Origin of the sequence: Paenibacillus sp. FSL H7-0756 (genome assembly GCF_038006765.1) — a bacterium.
In the GTDB taxonomy this organism is placed as follows: Bacteria; Bacillota; Bacilli; order Paenibacillales; family Paenibacillaceae; genus Paenibacillus_AQ.
Genome location: NZ_JBBOVT010000001.1, coordinates 753,703 through 772,781, shown reverse-complemented (window position 1 = coordinate 772,781; position 19,079 = coordinate 753,703). Strand labels below are relative to the sequence as shown.

Genomic DNA, 19,079 nt, shown 5'->3' with positions numbered 1-19,079 from the left:
GGTTCTCTTTTCTTTTTGCCCGGAATGAGATATATTCAGTAGTGAGCTCAAGAAGTAGGAGGTTGGCATTCTTGAAAAGAATGGCTGTTGTACTTGCTGCAGGTCAAGGCAAGCGCATGAAATCTAAATTATACAAGGTGCTGCACCCTGTCTGCGGTAAACCGATGGTAGGGCACGTGCTTGATACAGTGAAGGCGACCGGATGCCAGCGTAATGTAGTTGTTGTAGGCCACGGCGCCGAGAAGGTTAAGGCATACTTAGGCGGGGATGCCGAATATGTGCTGCAGGATGTCCAGCTTGGAACCGGCCATGCCGTCAAGCAGGCCAAGGATCTCCTGGGCAGTGAAGAAGGAACCACCATTGTGATCTGCGGAGATACGCCGCTTGTCATGAGCGAGACACTTGAAGGCATGATGGCTTTGCATGAAGCACAGAATGCTGCTGCAACAGTCCTTACTGCTGTTATGGAGCAGCCTGCCGGATACGGCCGGATTATCCGCGGTGAAGACGGCGGAGTGCTGAAGATTGTGGAACAGAAGGACTGCACAGAGAGTGAAGCTGCGGTTCACGAGATCAATACAGGGACGTATTGTTTTGATAATGCTAAGCTCTTTGCCGCTCTGGAGAAGGTTACGAACACCAACAACCAGCAGGAGTATTATTTGACGGATGTTATCGGCATACTCCGGGCGCAAGGTGATATCGTTCTGGGTTATCAGGCCCATGATGCAGCGGAGTCCATTGGTGTAAATGACCGGCTGGCGTTGTCTGAAGCCGAAGGCTATATGCGTCAGCGCATCAACCGGGGGCATATGCTCGGCGGAGTCACTATCATCGATCCGGCTTCAACCTACATCGGGGCAGAGGTTGAGATTGGAGCAGATACGGTGCTGTATCCAGGCACGGTACTCAAGGGCAAGACAGTGATCGGCGAAGATTGTATGATCGGTCCGGCAAGTGAAATTGAAGACTGCGTGATTATGGACGGAGCGGCTGTGAAGCATTCCGTGCTGAATCAGGCTCAGGTCGGCACACGGGCTTCCGTTGGGCCTTTTGCGTATTTACGTCCGGGCACCGTTCTGGGTGAGGGTGTTAAGGTCGGCGACTTCGTAGAGATCAAGAATGCTACAATCGGCGACGGCTCCAAGGTATCTCATTTAAGCTATGTCGGTGATGCTGAGGTCGGCAAGAATGTTAATATCGGCTGCGGCGCAATCACCGTTAATTATGACGGCTATAATAAGTTCAGAACCGAGATTGGCGATGATGCCTTTATCGGCAGCAACGTGAACCTTGTTGCTCCGGTTACAGTGGGCAAGGGCGCATTCATTGTTGCCGGTTCCACGATTACGCGTCCGGTTTCGGAGAACGATCTGGCGATTGCCAGAGCAAGGCAGGAGAATAAGCCGGGGTATGCAGAGAAGATCCGCTCCCGGGCCAAGTCGAAGAAAGACCAGCATAGTCCATCGTAAAGCGTGTAAGCAGAAATCAGCAGTAGGCTTAGAGCGCCGGACGGACTTCTTGCACATCCGCGCCGGTGCTTTGGCCAGTTAAATTCCGTCACGGAGGGTTTATATTTTATGACTTATTGTGATTCCAAACTCAAGATTTTCACCTGCAACTCCAATCCTAAGCTGGCCAGCCAGATTGCTGATTATATCGGCATTCCGATGGGCGAGTCCCATACGACCAGCTTCAGTGACGGAGAGATTCAGGTTAAGCTGTCGGAGAGTGTCCGGGGCTGTCATGTCTATATCGTACAGTCCACCTGCGGACCGGTGAACGACAATCTGATGGAGCTTTTGGTGATGGTAGATGCGCTTAAGCGTGCCTCCGCGAAGAGCATCAATGTCGTGATTCCTTACTACGGGTATGCCCGTCAAGACCGTAAGGCCCGTTCCCGTGATCCGATTACGGCCAAGCTGGTAGCGAACCTGATTGAGAAGGCGGGTGCACACCGCGTCATTACTATGGACCTTCATGCGATGCAGATTCAAGGCTTCTTCGACATTCCTGTGGATCATCTGCTGGGTGTTCCGATTCTGGCCCAATACTTCCGTTCGAAGCAAATTCAGAACCCGGTGGTCGTATCTCCTGACCATGGCGGCGTGGTGCGTGCCAGAAAGCTGGCCGACTTCCTTAACGCTCCGCTGGCGATTATCGACAAGCGCCGTCCTGAACCGAACGTCAGTGAGGTTATGAACATTATCGGTAACATTGAAGGCAAAACGGCGATCCTGATCGATGATATTATCGATACGGCAGGAACGATTGTTCTCGGAGCCAATGCACTGATGGAAGGCGGCGTGAAAGAAGTCTACGCCTGCTGTACGCATCCTGTATTGTCCGGTCCGGCGCATGAACGTCTGGAAAACTCTCCGATCAAAGAAATTATCGTGACGGATACCATTCCAATTCGCAGCAGCAACCCGACCTCGAAGCTCAAGGTGCTGTCCGTAGCCCCGCTGATGGGCGAAGCTATCATTCGCGTGCATGAAGAGCTGTCGATCAGTAAGCTGTTCGAAATCGAATAGGCCGCAGGCAGATCAGCAGAAAAAGGGTTACACCTTTCGTCAAGCGGAAGGTGTAACCCTTATCGGCGTGATGCAGCGGCCGGACTAAAGGCTCTTATAAGCTTCAATATCCCGGACGGGAGATGAAGGTGAAGAGGCTGCGGTTGTACAGCGTACCCTGCAGCTCTACGAAGCCTTCGTCCACCGCTGTAATTACACCGATGTCTACGTGCGCGTTCCCCCTATAGACTTCAACAGGCACAGCATATTGAATATGGTACTGGAAATGGCGCTGCAGTGTTAAGATATCGCCCTGATGTGGCATGTTCATCACCTGTCTCCGGAGTATAAACTTATTGTACCAAAAACGGAACTCTTCTGCTGAGAGTACCGGGCGGAAAGGAAAAACCTTAAATATGAAATGGATTGTTGGACTCGGGAATCCCGGAACGCAATATGCGAAGACCAAACATAATGTCGGCTTCATGGCCCTCGATGAGCTTGCGTCCAGACACGGAATTGTCTTTAACCAGAATAAATGCAAATCGGTAATCGGTGAAGGGGTGATCGGCGGTGTAAAGACGGTGCTGATCAAGCCGATGACCTTCATGAATTTGTCCGGGGAAGCGGTCCGGGCTTATATGGATTATTATAAGGTCCAACTGGAAGATATGATTGTGGTCTATGATGACCTGGATACGGAGCTGGGTAAGATCAGGCTGCGTTATCAGGGAAGTGCCGGCGGGCACAATGGCATCAAGTCCATCATTCAGCACACGGGCACTCAGAGCTTCAACCGGGTGCGGATGGGCATATCCCGTCCGGAGCCGGGTTTTGCTATAGTGGATTACGTACTGTCTACCTTCGCCAAGAAGGATGGAGCAAGGCTTGAGAGCATGATAAGTGATACATGCGATGCTGTGGAATTCAGCCTGCAGCATACCTTTGAACAGACCATGGCCAAATTCAACGGATGAAATACAAGGCATAGGGTTCAGCACCCTGCGGCTAAAGCTCTCCCGGGCGGGGCATACTGAAGGTATATACTACCTTCAGGAGGCATATAGATGGCAATACACTATGTATGCAGGCACTGCCGGACGTTCTTGGGAAGCATTGGCAGAAGCGATATGACAGAGATGCAGCTGGGGCTGCAATCCTTGACCCCTGCGGAGCGCAGAGATATAATAGCGTATGATTCAGAAGGCGAGATTACGGTGAAGGTGACCTGCGATTACTGCAAGCAGGCGCTGGACAACAACCCCGAGCTCAGCCTGCTGGCCAGTCCGCTTCAGTAAGGTGGAAGCGCCTGTCTCTATCGTCATCCGCAAGCCTTGGCCTTATCCGCTGAGGCTTGTTTTCGATTCCAATTATAATAGGTGACAGCGGCGCTGCCGCTGTCAGCCTGTTTAGTAAGAGAGGTGCACCTGTTGTTACAAGGTCTTATAGAAGATTTTTCCAAGGATACTGATTTCCAGTCTGTCACCCGTGGCATCGCAGCAGGGATGAAGGAGCAGCTTATCTCCGGTCTGTCCGGCTCGGCCAGACAAATCATGCTTGCAGCATTGCATGAAGAGACGCAGCGTCCGCTGCTGGTTGTGACCCATAATATGTTCTCAGCCCAGAAGATGGCCGATGATTTACAGGAAGCGCTTTCCCCGGAGCGGGTGCTGCTCTATCCGGCCAATGAGCTGGTGGCGGCGGAGGCCGCTGTCTCAAGCCCGGAGACGCTGGCCCAGCGGATTGATGTGCTGACGCGCTGCGCCCAGGGCTTCCGGGGAATTGTAGTTGTTCCCTACTCCGGCGTTCGGAGGCTGCTCCCTGCTCCGCATGTCATGGCTGAAGCCCAGCTTACGGTTTCGCAGGACGGAACCTTGCCGCTGGATGACTTCCTCATGTCCATGATTGAGATGGGCTATGAGCGGGTGGAGCGTGTAGAGAACCGCGGTGAGCTTAGTGTACGCGGCGGTATTATCGACTTCTATCCCATGACCTCTCCACTGGCTTACCGGGTGGAGCTGTTTGATGATGAAGTAGATTCCATCCGTACCTTCGATCCAATGGATCAGCGCTCCATCGATAAGGTCCGCAGTGTGAAGATTACACCGGCCAAGGAGATTATATTCGATCAGCTCCGCCAGGATGCGGCTTCTACCGCTGCGTCTGCGATGCTGGAGCGGCAGCTTGAGAAGATGAGTGACCGCCAGGCCAAGCTGCGTCTGCGTGAGGAGATGGGCCGGGAGCTGGAGATGCTGCGGCAGGGCACCTATTTCCCGGAAGTCTATAAATATATCAGTCTGCTCTACCCTGAACGCATTCATCTGTATGATTATATGGCTCAGGATACTTTGCTTGTCCTGGATGAGCCGGCCAGACTTCTGGAGACCGCCAAGCAGCTGGAGCGGGATGAATCGGAATGGAATATGCACTTGCTGCAGAACGGCAAGACGCTGCCTGAGCTGCAGCTCTCTGTCGACAGCGATGTTATTATGTACCAGCGTCCGTTCCAGAGCCTGTTTATGTCGATATTTCTGCGTCAGGTTCCGCATATTCAGCCACAGAATATCTTAGGCTTCATCAGCCGCGGAATGCAGGACTTCCATGGCCAGATGAATGTGCTGAAATCCGAGATGGAGCGCTGGCACAAGTCTGGTGTGAAGGTGATCATGCTGGCGAACGGCGAGGAGCGGATGGAGCGTATCCGCCGGGTACTGGATGACTATGGCATTGAGGAGCCGACGATCCTGCAGGGCAACCTGGGCTCCGGCTTCGAGCTTCCTTCGATTCATCTCGCGGTGATCACTGAAGGCGAGATGTTCTCGCAGAAGCAGCGCAAGGCGCGTAAGGTCTCGAAGGGCATTGATAATGCCGAACGGATTAAGAGCTATACCGAGCTGAAGATCGGGGATTATGTGGTTCACCAGAATCACGGGATCGGTAAATATATGGGCATCGGGACGCTTGAGGTCAGCGGCATCCACCGCGACTATATGCATATCCTCTATGCCGGAGGCGACAAGCTCTCTGTTCCGATTGAACAGATTGACCTGATTCAGAAATATGTCGGCTCGGAAGATAAGGAGCCGAAGGTATATAAGCTGGGCGGTAATGAATGGACCCGGGTTACCAGCAAGGTGCGGAGCTCCGTTCAGGATATCGCCGATGATCTGATCAAGCTGTACGCAGAGCGCCAGAGCGCACTTGGCTATGGCTTCGAGAAGGATACTCAGGAACAGCGCGAATTCGAAGAGATGTTCCCGTATGAGGAGACCCGTGACCAGCTGCGGGCAATTGAAGAGATCAAGAAGGATATGGAGCAGAACCGTCCGATGGACCGGCTGCTTTGCGGGGATGTCGGCTATGGCAAGACAGAGGTGGCAATCCGGGCTGCTTTTAAATCTGCGATAGAGGGCAAGCAGGTGGCGGTGCTCGTGCCGACGACGATTCTGGCCCAGCAGCACTACGAGACCTTCCGCGAGCGCTTCGCCAATTATCCGCTGAATATTCAGGTGCTGAGCCGGTTCCGCAGCCGCAAGGAGCAGAATGATACGATCAAGGGAGTACGCCAGGGGACAGTGGATGTCATTATCGGCACACACCGTCTGCTGTCACAGGATCTGGTCTTCAAGGACCTCGGCCTTCTGATTGTCGATGAAGAGCAGCGTTTCGGCGTGACCCACAAGGAGAAGCTGAAGCGGCTGAAGACCAATGTCGATGTATTGACTCTGACGGCTACACCGATTCCCCGCACGCTGCATATGTCAATGCTCGGGGTGCGTGACTTGTCAGTTATTGAGACACCACCGGAGAACCGCTTTCCTGTACAGACGTATGTGGTGGAGCATAGCCAGACGCTGACCCGGGAAGCTGTGGAGCGCGAGCTGGCCCGTGGCGGGCAGGTCTACTATCTGTACAACCGTGTACAGGGCATTCAGGAAATGGCGGCACAGATCTCCATGCTGGTGCCGGAGGCAAGAGTGGGTATCGGGCATGGACAGATGTCGGAATCGGAGCTGGAGAAGACGATTCTCGACTTCCTGGACGGAGAGTATGATGTGCTGGTCAGCACCAGTATTATAGAGACGGGTGTCGACATTCCTAATGTAAATACACTGATTGTTCATGATGCTGACAAAATGGGCCTGTCCCAGCTCTACCAGCTGCGCGGCCGCGTCGGCCGTTCCAACCGGATTGCTTATGCCTATTTCACCTACCAGCGCGATAAAGTGCTGACAGAGGTGGCTGAGAAGCGCCTGCAGTCGATCAAGGAATTCACCGAGCTCGGGTCCGGCTTCAAAATTGCTATGCGCGATCTCTCCATCCGGGGAGCAGGCAATCTGCTGGGGGCGGAGCAGCATGGCTTCATCGCCTCGGTCGGCTTCGACCTGTATTCGCAGATGCTGGCGGAGGAAATCCGCAAACGCAAGGTGAGCGTGCTGGGCGAGGAGGATACTTCGCTGAAGCAGGGGAATACGGTCATTGATTTGTCGATTGACGCCTATCTTCCTTCCGAGTATATTTACGACAGTATCCAAAAAATAGAAATCTATAAAAAAGTAGCTGCAGTAGCCTCCTTCGAGGATGCCTCGGAGCTTGAGGATGAGCTGCTGGACCGGTTCGGCGAATTGCCGGAATCCGTTATTAATCTGCTCTCTGTGGCCCGGCTGAAGGTGTACGGCAAGCTGTACGGCATGGAATCTATGGTCCGGCGCGGCGATGAGGTCCTGCTTAATTTCCACGAGGGCAGCCTCGGGGCCTTTGATACGGCAAAGCTCGCCAAAGTTGGTAATAGCTTTGAAAGGCGTGTACAATTTGATAAGGATGCCAAGGCAACGATCCGCATCAAAGCGAAGGATTTAGGTGACAAGGAGCTGCTGGATGTGCTGGAGCAATTCCTGGCGGCAGCCAAACAGTCTTTAAAATCGAAGGGAGAATTACACAATGTCGTTAAATAAAAAATCCTGGAAGGTTCTGGTGGTCTCGCTGACCGCAGCCCTGTCCTTCTCCATGCTTGCTGCCTGCAGCAATAAAAGTGATGATACTGCGGTGGCAACGTATAAGGGCGGCACCATTACCCAGAAGGAATTCAATCTGGATACCCGCGTAATGAAATTCCTGTCCCCTGAACAGGCGCAGTATCTGGAGATTGATATGTTCAAGGAGTCCATCCTGAAGCAGGAGGTCGCGTTCGAATACCTGGCGGACAAGGCCACGGATGAAGCGAAGAAGGCTGCGGAGAAAGAAGTCGATACACAGATCGGCTCGATCAAGACTGCGCTGGGCGACAAATACAAAAGCACGCTGAAGGAACAGGACCTGAGTGAGTCGGATCTGCGTTCCTATATGCAGCGCGTACTTACTGTATATCAAGACATGCTGCTGAAATTAACGGACGAGCAGGTGAAGACCCATTATGAAGCCACCAAGGCTGATTATAGTGTGGCTACGCTGCGCCATGTCCTGGTTGGCCTGACTGATAGCGCCGGCAAGGAGCGGACGGATGCCGATGCGCTGAAGCGCGCCCAGGAAGTGAAGGCGAAGCTGGATGGCGGAGCGGACTTTGCAGCCGTTGCCAAGGAATACTCGGATGATACCGGCACAAAGGAAACCGGCGGTGAATATAAGGACAAGGCTCTGGTAGATTATGTAGCAGAGTTCAAGGCTGCGGCCCACAGTCTTCCGCTGAATACGATCAGTGAGCCGGTCAAGACTACTTACGGATATCACATTATCAAGGTGGAAGCCCGCAAGGACACTACCTTCGATACGCTGACTGCCGACCAGCTCAAAGCCGTGAAGAACGCTGCGGCTTCTGCCAGCCTGGAGACCTTCCTGGAGAAGGACCTGGATAGTCTGGAGATTAAAATCAATCTGCCGAAGAGTTCTGCTGCTGCAGGCGATACGGGAGCCACAGCTACACCGGCTCCGGCTGCGGGTAGTGACACGCCAGCCGCTACAGATGCGCCGGCTGCTACGGAAGCCGCTAAATAAATCTATATAAATTGAACAAGCCGCCCGATGCGCCACGCATCCGGGCGGATTTTTTTTCGCTACAGCAGGAAATGGGAAGAATGGTGCGGTGGTATAGAAACTCCAATTACTGATCATAACTGGAATGATGCCGGGCCAGGGCGTGCTCATTCTCCATGAACAATTATATGCGGGCTGACCGATGTATAAGGAACTGGGAAGAGATGAATACTATGGTCAGATATTACGATAAATCACCGGGATTAACCATTCCCATAATGGACAGTAGTTGGACCATACTTCTTAAGAAAGCGGGGCAACATGTGAAATGAAAGCTACTGGTATTGTAAGACGTATTGATGACCTCGGACGAGTTGTTATTCCCAAAGAGATCAGACGCACCTTGCGGATTCGTGAGGGCGATCCTCTGGAAATTTTTGTTGACCGCGATGGTGAGGTTATCCTGAAGAAATATTCACCGATTGGTGAATTGGGTGATTTCGCCAAGGAGTATGCAGAGTCGCTGTATGAAGGAACAGGGCATATTACCATGATTACGGACCGGGACACGTTCATCGCGCTCGCCGGCGGCTCCAAGAAGGATTATCTGGAGAAGCAAGTGGGTGTGCTGCTGGAAAAGGTAATGGAAAGCCGTAAAACAATGCTTGAGACCAATGCAGGCAGCTATGACATCAGCAAGGACCACTCAGAGCTGTTATCCACGTATGTGGCAGCGCCTATTATCTCTGGAGGAGATCCCATCGGCTGCGTAGTGCTGCTGAATAAGGATGATTCGGTCAAAATGGCCCAGATGGAAGTAAAAATGGCAGAGACAGCCGCAGCCTTCCTGGGCAAGCAAATGGAACAGTAATTAATTGGTGCTGGAGAGTCCCGCTTTTCCTTTGGTTATGATGACCGTAGGGAATGGCGGGTTTTTGTTGTGGAATCGGCCCGCTCACCAATGAAAGCAGGAGCATTTACACTTCTACCCTTAGATAAGTTATAATATAGAAATTCATTTGCTTAGTTTAAAATAAGCTCTATATTATGGCAGTTATGGCTGTAGAAGCAGGTAAACGATGACATCCAATACTCAAGGCTCGAAGCTGCTGCAGGGCGCTTTTATTCTTAGTGCGGCAGCGATCTTCTCGAAACTGATCGGTACGCTCCAGAAGATACCGCTGCAGAATCTGGGCGGCGACGCCGCGTTCGGCATCTACAATACGGTCTATCCGTTGTATACGATTCTGGTGACGGTGGCAATGCTCGGACTGCCTGCCGCCATCTCACGGTTCGTGGCTGAGGCTTCGGCGGCACAGGACGTGCAGAAGGGGCGGCGGGTGCTGCTGCTATCAGCCGGAATTACGGCGGCCAGCGGCCTTCTGCTCGGCATTCTGGTCTACGCGGGGGCTCCGCTCATTGCGGTATGGGTCGGCAGCTCCCATATTGTTCCCGCTCTGCGCAGCAGCGCCTGGGGGCTGGCGGTGGTACCGCTGATGGCGGCGCTGCGCGGCTATTTCCAGGGACTGCATAATATGATGCCGACCGCCGTGTCACAGGTGGTTGAGCAGTCGGTACGTGTCGCGGTCATGATCGCGCTTCTGCTGTACCTGACGGGTGCTGGCGCAGATGCGGCAGGAATTGCTGCCGGTGCGATGCTGGGGCCCGCTGGAGGCGGGATCGCGGGTCTTGGCGTCATGCTGCTGTATTGGCGCAGCCACCGCCGGGGCTTGCCGGATAGGCTGCCTCAAGCTCCGCTTAAGAACAGCACGGCATCGGCCGTGCGAAGTGCAAAGCAGGGCGTTCCTGCCCGCGAGCTGCTGTCCTACGGCCTCCCGGTGATGCTGGGTGCGCTGGCGGTTCCGTTAATCGGACTGGTTGATGTCTTCACAGTTCCCCGTCTGCTTACGGGGAGCGGCAGCAGCGAGACAGCAGCGATGGCCCAGTTCGGCATCTATAACCGCGGGTTGCCGCTCGTGCAGATTGTAACGATGCTGGCGACCTCGCTCTCGGTCGTCTTCATCCCGGCGCTGGCCGAAGCGAAATACCAGCGGGATGAGGCCTTGATCCGCACGCGCATCACGCTGTCGCTGCGCTGGTTCTGGCTCCTTGGGCTGGCCGCCTCCGTAGGCCTGGCCGTGCTTGCAGAGCCGGTGAACACGGCTCTGTACGGGGACGCCGCCGGCAGCGGCGCGATGACCTGGCTGGCCTTCACCGCCGCGGGCGGGACGGTCAGCATCATCTCCGCCGCGCTGCTGCAAGGCCTGGGCGCCGTGCGCGCGCCGGCGCTGCATCTCCTGGCCGCCGCTCTGCTGAAGGCGGCCCTCAACCTGCTGCTCGTCCCGCAGCAGGGCATTACCGGTGCGGCCATCGCTGGCGTGGCCGCACATCTCTTCGCAGCAGCGCTGAACGTGCTGCTGCTCTACCGGCAGGGACATTTGCGGCTGCGCGCCGCTGATGTCCTGCTGAAGCCCGCGGCGCTGCTCGCGGGCCTGGGGCTGGCCGCCGCGGCCGTGAGTCACGGCGCAGCCTGGGCGGCAGATGCTGCCGGCTTCGGCGGCGGGCGGACCGCGGCCCTGGCGCAGAGCCTGCTCGGCGTGCTCGCAGGCTGCGCCGTCTTCGCACTCGGCGCAGTGGCGCTGCGGCTGCTCAGCGAGAGCGAGCTGCGCCAGCTTCCGGGCTTCGGCCCCCGCTTAGCGGACAAGCTAAAAAAGCTGCGCCTGTTCCCTTAAGGCGCTGACCATACATAGCGCAGCCGTCCTCGCGAATAGCAGCGGGCGGCTGCCTGGAAGGAGTAGACTGGCATGAGCGCAACATTAACGATCGTCGGCCTGGGCTCCGGGAACCCGGACCGGCTGACACTCGGCATTATTAAGAAGCTGAAGGCGGCCTCGGCCGTATACGTGCGGACCGCAGAGCATCCTGTTATGGCTGCACTGGCGGAGATGGAGATCGCCTGGGAGTCCTTCGACGGGCTGTATGAGTCGCTGTCGTCCTTCCCGGAGGTCTATGAAGCCATTACGGCAACGCTGATTGAGAAAGCTGCGGCCGCTCCGCAGGGCACGGAGATCGTCTATGCCGTGCCGGGTCATCCTATGGTGGCCGAATCCGCTGTCTCCCTGCTGCGCGGGCGCTGCCCGGAGGCGGGCATTGAGCTGAATATCCTCGGCGGCGAGAGCTTCCTGGATGAAGCATTCGTCCGTCTGGGCTTTGATCCGATTGAAGGCTTCCAGCTGCTGGATGCCTCAGGTATCCGCAGCTCCCAGCTTCACCCGGAGCTGCATACCCTGATCGGGCAGGTCTATGACAGCTTCACCGCGTCTGAGACCAAGCTCTGCCTGATGGAGCTTTACCCGCCCGAGTATGAGGTAATTGCCGCACATGCGCTTGGGGTGGAAGGCGAGGAGCAGATTCTCCGTGTGCCGCTGTACGAGCTGGACCGGCTGGACGGCTATGGTAATCTGTCGCTGGTCTATATTCCGGCGAGCCGTGCGGATGAAGCGCGTAACCGTACCTTTGCCCGGCTGCATGAGATTGTCGATATTCTGCGGAGCCCCGATGGCTGTCCCTGGGACCGTGAGCAGACGCATGAATCCTTGCGCAAAAATCTGATCGAAGAGACCTATGAGGTGCTGGAGACGATTGACGAGGATGATCCGGACCATATGAAGGAAGAGCTGGGCGACCTGCTGCTCCAGATTATGCTTCACTCCCAAATGGAAGAGGAGCTGGGAACCTTCAGTGTCTACGATGTCATTGAGGGGCTGAATGAGAAGCTGCTGTTCCGCCACCCGCATGTCTTCGGGGATCAGGCGGCCGGCAATGCCGAGGAGGCGCTGCAGAACTGGGAAGGGATGAAGGCCGAGGAGAAGCGGCGCAAAGGCGTGGAGCCCGAAGCCCTGTCCGCACTTAGCGGGGTTCCAAGGGATCTGCCGGCACTGATGAAGGCGTATAAGCTGCAGAAGAAGGCATCCAAAGTCGGATTCGACTGGGACAATACCAGCGATGTGCTGGCTAAGATCCGCGAGGAGATTGACGAGCTTCAGGAGGCGATTGAGACGGGACAGTCTGCCGAGGAGCAGATGCTGGAGCTGGGCGACCTGCTGTTCGCAGCCACCAATGCGGCCCGCTTCATCGGAGCCGATCCGGAAGAAGCACTGACCCGCACCAACCGTAAGTTCGTAGCCCGGTTCGAATATATTGAGCGGCGTCTGCGCGATCAGGGGGTCCGGCTGGAGGACAGCCCGCTCGAAGAGATGGAAGCCCTCTGGCAGGAAGCCAAGGCGGAAGAGAGGAAGCAATAGATTCTAGAATTATAGTTATAGGCGGTATATCCCGTGCTTTTCAAGGCAATGCTGTGACTACGGCGCGAATCTCTGATTTAAAATGCATTGAGAGGTTTATAATGTTATAGTGCTAAAAGCCCCATATCCTACGCAAGATGTTACTTTTTCAAAAAAAACGGCGGATCGTGGCAGGAATTGAGGGCGGAATCCAGAATATCATAAAGACGAAATGACGATTTGCCGTGATTTTCCGGTAAACCTGATTTTCATTTATTTTTTGTATCCTAGGAGGAACTTCAAATTATGAACAAAACAGATCTGGTAAACAACATTTCCGAGAAAAGCGGACTATCCAAAAAAGACGTAGAAACCGTACTTAACGGAATGCTGGGCGAAATTACAGAAGCTCTTGCAAGCGGAGATAAAGTACAGCTGATCGGCTTCGGTACTTTTGAAACGCGCAAACGTTCCGGCCGCACCGGCCGTAACCCGCAATCGGGCACACCTATCGAAATTCCTGAATCCACAGTGCCGGCCTTCAAGGCAGGCAACAAACTCAAAGAAGCCGTTAACTAATGCGTCTGGACAAGTTCCTGAAGGTCTCCCGTCTGATCAAGCGCCGCACCGTGGCCAAGGATGTGTCCGAACAGGGCCGGGTGTTGATCAATGGACGGGAGTCCAAACCGAGCAGCACGGTGAAGATCGGTGACGAGATTACCGTGCAGTTCGGCCAAAAGCTTGTGACGGTCAAAGTGGAAAAGCTGGTGGAAACCACCCGTAAGGATGAGGCCGCCGGAATGTATACCCTGCTCCGTGAAGAGCCGGTTGCCAAAAGCACGGGACTCGACTGGTAGCAGATCATCGCAGCATAAGGTTAAGAGGTATCCCTGAAGCCGGAAGACGGCGGAGCGGGATGCCTCTTTTTTCTTGTTTCCACCTGTTCTATACCCTGTCCTTCCTTCATAGATTAGAACCAAGAAGGAGGGGTACATGCTATGATCGAACCAGCCAAAGTCAACAAACAGCATGATCTGCACATGCGCAGCCGCAAGCAGATTGAGCTTACCGGTGTGCAGAATGTGGAAAGCTTTGACAGTGAAGAGTTTCTGCTGAGTACAGAACTTGGTCAGCTGACTATTCGGGGGACTCATTTACATATCAAGAATCTAAGTCTGGAGAATGGAATGCTGTCCCTTGAAGGCAATGTTCATTCCCTGATTTATCTGGACCCCGGGGCGCAAGGCAAAAATAAAGGGATTCTCCGCAAGCTGTTTAAATGAATCCCTCTGTTCAATGGATCACCCTGCTCTATATGATTCTGTCCGGCATTGCCATGGGACTGGCCTATGACAGCTACCGGGTGCTGTCGCAGAAGCTGAGATTTCCCAAATGGCTGAATGCGCTGCTGGATTTGCTGTATTGGATAGGGGCGGCCCTGCTGGTCTTTCGCATGCTTTATGCCGGAAACCAGGGACAATTGAGGTTTTATGTCGTTCTTGGCCTCTTTCTAGGTGTATGGATCTATTTTTTGATCTTCAGTATTACGGTGCAGCGTTTTGTGGTAAGGTTAATTCAGTCGGTTCAGTATGTATGCAGGATGCTATGGCGGTTCGTTACCATAGTCATCGGAGGTCCGATTCTCTGGCTGTGGCGCCTGGTTAAGGGAACAGTGCTGCTGATCGGCCGGGTCCTTCTTTATATTTTTAAGCTGCTGCTGCGTCTAACCAAGCCAATCTGGGTACTTCCTGTAAGGTGGGCCTCTCCGTATGCATCCCGGTTCGTTCATAGCGCCCGGATCGTGAGGATCACCGAGTGGATATCAGGGTGGCGGAAGCGCTGACCTTGAAACCCTGGAACTGGAGGTAAGCTGAATGAACAGATTCTCTGCGGAAGAAAAGAATACGAACCAGAGTGCTTCGGCCGCAGGCGCGAAGAGAAGAAAGTTTATATGGATTCTTGTGATGGCTGTTTTCTTCGGCTGGGCCGGATTTACTTTCTTTGCCCAGAGCGCAGCAATCGCCGACAAGAGCGAACAGCTCGCCCGTAAGAGAGAGAACAGTGAGAGTGTAACAGCCACGCTGAATCAATTGAAATATGAGGTTTCGCGGCTGAATGACGATGAGTATATCGGACAATTAGCGCGTAAATGGTACAATATGTATCCTGCAGGGGAATCACCTATCCGTACCGAGCAATCCGGGCAATAAAAGCAGGCGAAAAGAGGCTTACGCTGTGTTGCCTTGCTTTGCTCTTTACTGTATAATCAAATCACCGCAGACAGGATGGACATTATATTCGTCTGTATATTTTTAAGGGAGGATCATTTTATTCTATGGCAATTGAAGTGGGCACCAAGTTAGAGGGCAAGGTGACAGGCATCACGCATTTCGGAGCATTTGTGGATCTGTCAGGAGGTGTCACAGGTCTCGTTCACATCTCGGAGATCGCCGATAACTACGTCAAGGATGTTAACGATCATTTGAAGATTGCGGATGTAGTAACCGTTAAGGTGATCAATGTTGACAAGGACGGCAAGATCGGACTTTCCATTAAGCAAGCCGTTGATAAGCCGGCATCGGAAGTACGTCCCCCCAGAGCTCCAAGACCTGAACGTCCAAGCGGTGGAGACCGTTTCGGCGGTGGTGGCGGCAGTGGCGGAGGCGGCGGTGGATTCAATCGTGAACGGGGTGGGCGTCCATTCAAGCCTGCAGCCGGTAAACCTTCATTCGAGGATAAAATGTCACGCTTCCTGAAAGACAGCGAAGAACGGATATCTTCGATCAAGAAGAACACAGAAGGAAAGCGCGGCGGCCGTGGAGCCAAGCGCGTATAATCTGAGTCTTGCACATCATAAATAAACCGCAGGGGCGCTAACGTCCTTCGCGGTTTTTTTGTGTTTGTGCCCGGGGCCGAATGAAGGCGAAAAACCCGAACACAATCGGCAACGTGGAGGTGCGTGAACCAAATGTAATCGGAAAACCGATTACAATCTGCTCGCAACGCAGAGTATGAGCAGCCCAGCCCGCCCCAGCTCTATACCGCGCACCCAGGCTTCCGGCTATTTTTGTCGGGCTTTGAACAAATTGCCGACAGCATCCATGCCATTCTCACATAACTCTAGGGCAATCGCTGACGAATGTCCGCGCGGACACTATCTGCAACAGGCAGTGTGACTGCGGCAGCCAACAGCCAATCTTGTACCCCGTACGGGATTGAAAGGCTTTTCCACAGAATGTCGGGACAGGCTTTTTTGTCGGAAATTTTTTACAGATTGCTCTCCGTTTCTGACAAACTTTCTTAAGACCCCCGCTATATAATGAGAACCATAAAATTCATAAACGGGTGGTGCAGGAAATGAGTAAAAGCAATGTGGTGAATTTGCCGGAGTGGACAAGAGCAGGAAGCAAAGACAAAAATCAGAAAGAAGCCTTAGGTACGCGCTTGAAGGCATGGGGCACCAGGCTGCCGGTTGCCCAGTTCTTCGCGGTCAAGAAGTGGGTGCTGCTCCTTAGCCTAATGGGCTTTTTGCTGGGACGGGCTATGATCCTGGATGAGCTTACTCCGTTTGCTGCTGCTTACTTCGCCGTCATTGTATTTATGCGCAGGGATTCCATGCTGCCTGTGGCCGCAGCTATCGTGCTCGGCAGTCTCTTCACACCGTTTCCGGGTGCCATCGTGGTTGCGGCAGAGCTGATTATTTTTTATCTGATCTACAAAGGGCTGGAGAACTTCCAGCGGGTGGATCTGTCCTATGCTCCTCTGATGGTGTTCGTGTCTTCCTTTATGGTGGGACTGTTCCAGGTCGTTATCGGTCCTTCACTCACGTGGTATCCGCTGATGATGGCGGCCATTGATGCTATACTCGGGTTCGTGTTGACGCTTGTATTCCTGCAGGCGCTTCCTTTATTCACCTATAAGCAGAAAAGCAGGGCACTCCGCAATGAGGAGGTACTCTGTCTGATCATCCTGCTGGCTTCCGTCATGACCGGTCTTGTCGGCTGGACCATTAACGGTCTATCGCTGGAGCATGTCTTATCGCGGTTTCTGATTCTGATCTTTGCTCTGGCCGGAGGAGCGCCGCTTGGTGCTGCGGTTGGCGTAGTGACCGGGCTGATTCTCAGTCTGGCCGATATCGGAGCGATCTATCAAATGAGCCTGCTGGCCTTTTCCGGGATGCTGGCAGGCATGATGCAGTCCGGACGCAAAGGGGCCGTCTCCATCGGGATGCTGCTGGGATCAACGATTCTATCTGTCTATTTCATGGGACCGGGCGATGTCATGAATTCCACCTGGGAGACCTGTGCAGCCGTAGTACTGTTTCTTCTAACACCCAAGGGGCTGATTACTTCCATTGCCAAATATGTACCAGGTACGGCGGATCACAGCCGTTCCCAGCATGAATATGCCCGGAGGGTCCGGGATATTACAGCAGACCGGGTGACCCAGTTCTCGCAGGTATTCCAGCAGCTCTCCAGCAGCTTCGGGCAGATTCCCCGGGCCGCAGAGGCGGGCAAAAGCGACCGCGAGATGGAGGACTTTATGAATACGGTAACAGAAGGAGCTTGCGCCGGGTGCATCCGGCGGACTCACTGCTGGGATGCCAAGTTCTATCAGACCTACAGGTATATGACGGACATGATGACCACGGTTGAGGAGTGCCCGGACATTACCGCTGCCCAGCTGCCGCCGGAGTGGAGCCGGATCTGCGGCAGGACGGGGGAGGTGCTTGAGGTGATGAAGGGCCAATATGAGCTATACCAGCATGATATGCGCTGGAAGCGGCAAATATACGACAGCCGCCAATTTGTGGCCGAGCAATTATCCGGTGTCTCGCAGGTCATGGAGGACCTGGCGAAGGAGATTAAGCGGGAAGGGCAGGCGATGTACCGTCAGGAGAGCCAGATCCGGGAGGCGCTGGAGAAGCTGGGCCTCTCCATTCACAGCATTGAGATTCTGAGTCTCGATCCCGGCAGGGTGGAGATTGAGGTCGTGCATGCCTACACCCGGGGCTTCGATGAATGCCGCAAAATGATCGCTCCGCTGCTCTCGGATATTCTGGAGGAAAATATTGCAGTGGTCAGTGAGACCGCCGTCCATCCCCGCGAGGGCCTGTCGATGGTGACCTTTGGCTCGGCCAAGGCTTACGAGATAAGCTCCGGCGTAGCTGCTGCCGCCATGGGAGGCGATATGCTGTCGGGAGACAGCTTCAGTATGGTGGAGCTGGGTAATGGCACCTTTGCCGTCTCCATCAGTGACGGAATGGGCAACGGGGAGCGGGCCAGGATGGAGAGCAGCGCTGCGTTATCCATGCTGGAGAAGCTGCTGCAATCGGGAATGGATGAGAAGCTGGCGGTGAAATCCGTCAACTCCATTCTGCTGCTGCGCTCCCCGGATGAATTCTATGCAACAGTAGATATGGCGCTGATCGACCAGTATTCGGCGCAGACCATCTTCATGAAGATTGCTTCCGCTCCAAGCTTCATCCGGCGGGGCAGCGAGGTGATTCCCGTGACGGCCAGCAATCTGCCGATCGGCATCATCAAAGATATCGAGGTGGATCTGGTCACCATGCAACTGCGTCCCGGTGATATCCTCATCATGATGACCGATGGGATTTATGATGCGCCCGGATATGCCGTTAATAAGGAGATATGGATGAAACGTCTGATTCAGGAGCTGGAGGGCGATGATCCGCAGGATATGGCGGACGAGCTACTGGATAAGGTAATCCGTTATCAGGGGAATGAGGTTCATGATGATATGACTATCGTGGTCAGCCGTGTGGATCATTACCACCCGGAATGGTCCAGCCTGCATATGCCCGGCGTCGGCCGGATGGAGCGCCCGCGTACGGTTAGCTGACGCAGCTATCTATTGACCTGACAACTAATTAGTCTATTGGGTAAGTTAAGTAAGCTGCAAATGTTGCACATAATGCAGCTTGACGCTGAAGATACCCCGGTGTTTTAGTGGATTGTTGCATAAATTGCAATATTCATTCGGCTAATTGACTTACGGGGGAGGATTCCTGCCTTTTGTGCAACATTTTCCATACAAGGAGGGATTATTGAGAGGAATGTTGCATTTTAGGCAGAATTATTGGATTCGGCGGGTGCATTCCAGCCACTCCCAGCCCTTGCTCCGCTCCGTTTCAACCGCCGCCGGCTCGGCGGCGATTGCCTTCGGATTGTGATCTTATCGTGAGGTTAAAGGAACGGAAAGAAATTGTGGAACTGTAGAAGCGTCAGCGTTCGCCTGAAAGCTTTCCGCAGGAAAGCTCGCTTCGGAAGCATATGCAGTCTTCCGATTT

At 54.1% G+C, this 19,079-nt stretch carries 17 protein-coding genes; 16 read left to right on the top strand and 1 reads right to left on the bottom strand.

From position 1 onward, the window contains the following. The first annotated feature begins 71 nt into the window (after positions 1 to 71). Both glmU and NST04_RS03390 read left to right on the top strand, forming a co-directional pair. Positions 72 to 1,472 carry a bifunctional UDP-N-acetylglucosamine diphosphorylase/glucosamine-1-phosphate N-acetyltransferase GlmU gene (gene glmU, locus NST04_RS03395; RefSeq protein ID WP_341183154.1) on the top strand — a complete coding sequence of 467 codons (1,401 nt, stop codon included), beginning with the start codon at positions 72 to 74 and terminating at the stop codon, positions 1,470 to 1,472. A gap of 108 nt (positions 1,473 to 1,580) precedes the next feature. Further along, positions 1,581 to 2,534: a ribose-phosphate diphosphokinase gene (locus NST04_RS03390; RefSeq protein WP_019914487.1), complete on the top strand. Its 954-nt coding sequence runs from the start codon at positions 1,581 to 1,583 to the stop codon at positions 2,532 to 2,534. A gap of 103 nt (positions 2,535 to 2,637) precedes the next feature. On the opposite strand, the gene NST04_RS03385 is transcribed toward NST04_RS03390, so the two are convergent. Continuing rightward, on the bottom strand, positions 2,638 to 2,844 hold the full coding sequence (locus NST04_RS03385) for a hypothetical protein (RefSeq protein WP_379254216.1): 207 nt from the start codon (positions 2,842 to 2,844) through the stop codon (positions 2,638 to 2,640). Between the two features lie 85 nt (positions 2,845 to 2,929). Here NST04_RS03385 and pth point away from each other — a divergent pair, with 85 nt between their 5' ends. The 14 genes from pth to spoIIE all read left to right on the top strand — a co-directional run bounded on the left by pth (position 2,930) and on the right by spoIIE (position 18,631). After that, entirely contained in the window at positions 2,930 to 3,490 is a 561-nt protein-coding gene (gene pth / locus NST04_RS03380; protein ID WP_341183153.1) for an aminoacyl-tRNA hydrolase, read from the top strand. A 90-nt stretch (positions 3,491 to 3,580) separates the two neighbouring features. Beyond that, a complete protein-coding gene (locus NST04_RS03375; protein ID WP_340750471.1) occupies positions 3,581 to 3,811 on the top strand; it encodes an anti-sigma-F factor Fin family protein in 231 nt (76 codons plus the stop codon). Between the two features lie 132 nt (positions 3,812 to 3,943). Then, positions 3,944 to 7,468: a transcription-repair coupling factor gene (gene mfd, locus NST04_RS03370; RefSeq protein WP_341183152.1), complete on the top strand. Its 3,525-nt coding sequence runs from the start codon at positions 3,944 to 3,946 to the stop codon at positions 7,466 to 7,468. Beyond that, complete coding sequence (locus tag NST04_RS03365) at positions 7,455 to 8,504, top strand: peptidylprolyl isomerase (protein ID WP_341183151.1); 1,050 nt, start codon at positions 7,455 to 7,457, stop codon at positions 8,502 to 8,504. The genes mfd and NST04_RS03365 overlap by 14 nt, the downstream gene beginning before the upstream one ends. A gap of 307 nt (positions 8,505 to 8,811) precedes the next feature. Beyond that, positions 8,812 to 9,354 (top strand): stage V sporulation protein T, encoded by a 543-nt coding sequence (gene spoVT / locus NST04_RS03360; protein WP_209879194.1) that lies wholly within the window; start codon positions 8,812 to 8,814, stop codon positions 9,352 to 9,354. Between the two features lie 208 nt (positions 9,355 to 9,562). Beyond that, positions 9,563 to 11,215, top strand: a complete 1,653-nt coding sequence (locus NST04_RS03355; protein ID WP_341183150.1) for a putative polysaccharide biosynthesis protein — start codon at positions 9,563 to 9,565, stop codon at positions 11,213 to 11,215. A 72-nt stretch (positions 11,216 to 11,287) separates the two neighbouring features. Beyond that, positions 11,288 to 12,787 (top strand): nucleoside triphosphate pyrophosphohydrolase, encoded by a 1,500-nt coding sequence (gene mazG, locus NST04_RS03350; protein ID WP_341183149.1) that lies wholly within the window; start codon positions 11,288 to 11,290, stop codon positions 12,785 to 12,787. Positions 12,788 to 13,072: 285 nt separating this feature from the next. Next, a complete protein-coding gene (locus tag NST04_RS03345) occupies positions 13,073 to 13,345 on the top strand; it encodes an HU family DNA-binding protein (RefSeq protein WP_076082787.1) in 273 nt (90 codons plus the stop codon). Continuing rightward, positions 13,345 to 13,623 (top strand): RNA-binding S4 domain-containing protein, encoded by a 279-nt coding sequence (locus tag NST04_RS03340; RefSeq protein WP_036723951.1) that lies wholly within the window; start codon positions 13,345 to 13,347, stop codon positions 13,621 to 13,623. The genes NST04_RS03345 and NST04_RS03340 overlap by 1 nt, the downstream gene beginning before the upstream one ends. A 141-nt stretch (positions 13,624 to 13,764) precedes the next feature. Continuing rightward, a complete protein-coding gene (gene yabP / locus NST04_RS03335; protein ID WP_341015453.1) occupies positions 13,765 to 14,049 on the top strand; it encodes a sporulation protein YabP in 285 nt (94 codons plus the stop codon). Continuing rightward, positions 14,046 to 14,609: a spore cortex biosynthesis protein YabQ gene (gene yabQ / locus NST04_RS03330; RefSeq protein WP_341183148.1), complete on the top strand. Its 564-nt coding sequence runs from the start codon at positions 14,046 to 14,048 to the stop codon at positions 14,607 to 14,609. Before yabP ends, yabQ begins: the two co-directional genes overlap by 4 nt. Before the next feature lie 31 nt (positions 14,610 to 14,640). Beyond that, positions 14,641 to 14,976, top strand: a complete 336-nt coding sequence (locus tag NST04_RS03325) for an FtsB family cell division protein (RefSeq protein ID WP_341183147.1) — start codon at positions 14,641 to 14,643, stop codon at positions 14,974 to 14,976. A gap of 125 nt (positions 14,977 to 15,101) precedes the next feature. Beyond that, positions 15,102 to 15,602 carry a S1 domain-containing RNA-binding protein gene (locus NST04_RS03320; protein ID WP_036696437.1) on the top strand — a complete coding sequence of 167 codons (501 nt, stop codon included), beginning with the start codon at positions 15,102 to 15,104 and terminating at the stop codon, positions 15,600 to 15,602. Positions 15,603 to 16,123: 521 nt separating this feature from the next. Further along, complete coding sequence (spoIIE, locus tag NST04_RS03315; protein ID WP_341183146.1) at positions 16,124 to 18,631, top strand: stage II sporulation protein E; 2,508 nt, start codon at positions 16,124 to 16,126, stop codon at positions 18,629 to 18,631. Positions 18,632 to 19,079 lie beyond the last annotated feature (448 nt).

Excerpts from the sequence above, each read along its gene's own strand:
- NST04_RS03340 (WP_036723951.1), top strand. The coding sequence starts at position 13,345 with ATGCGTCTGGACAAGTTCCTGAAGGTCTCCCGTCTGATCAAGCGCCGC.
- NST04_RS03385 (WP_379254216.1), bottom strand. The coding sequence starts at position 2,844 with ATGAACATGCCACATCAGGGCGATATCTTAACACTGCAGCGCCATTTC.
- yabQ (WP_341183148.1), top strand. The coding sequence starts at position 14,046 with ATGAATCCCTCTGTTCAATGGATCACCCTGCTCTATATGATTCTGTCC.
- pth (WP_341183153.1), top strand. The coding sequence starts at position 2,930 with ATGAAATGGATTGTTGGACTCGGGAATCCCGGAACGCAATATGCGAAG.
- spoVT (WP_209879194.1), top strand. The coding sequence starts at position 8,812 with ATGAAAGCTACTGGTATTGTAAGACGTATTGATGACCTCGGACGAGTT.
- NST04_RS03320 (WP_036696437.1), top strand. The coding sequence starts at position 15,102 with ATGGCAATTGAAGTGGGCACCAAGTTAGAGGGCAAGGTGACAGGCATC.
- NST04_RS03345 (WP_076082787.1), top strand. The coding sequence starts at position 13,073 with ATGAACAAAACAGATCTGGTAAACAACATTTCCGAGAAAAGCGGACTA.
- mazG (WP_341183149.1), top strand. The coding sequence starts at position 11,288 with ATGAGCGCAACATTAACGATCGTCGGCCTGGGCTCCGGGAACCCGGAC.
- NST04_RS03375 (WP_340750471.1), top strand. The coding sequence starts at position 3,581 with ATGGCAATACACTATGTATGCAGGCACTGCCGGACGTTCTTGGGAAGC.
- NST04_RS03325 (WP_341183147.1), top strand. The coding sequence starts at position 14,641 with ATGAACAGATTCTCTGCGGAAGAAAAGAATACGAACCAGAGTGCTTCG.
- NST04_RS03365 (WP_341183151.1), top strand. The coding sequence starts at position 7,455 with ATGTCGTTAAATAAAAAATCCTGGAAGGTTCTGGTGGTCTCGCTGACC.
- yabP (WP_341015453.1), top strand. The coding sequence starts at position 13,765 with ATGATCGAACCAGCCAAAGTCAACAAACAGCATGATCTGCACATGCGC.
- spoIIE (WP_341183146.1), top strand. The coding sequence starts at position 16,124 with ATGAGTAAAAGCAATGTGGTGAATTTGCCGGAGTGGACAAGAGCAGGA.
- NST04_RS03390 (WP_019914487.1), top strand. The coding sequence starts at position 1,581 with ATGACTTATTGTGATTCCAAACTCAAGATTTTCACCTGCAACTCCAAT.
- NST04_RS03355 (WP_341183150.1), top strand. The coding sequence starts at position 9,563 with ATGACATCCAATACTCAAGGCTCGAAGCTGCTGCAGGGCGCTTTTATT.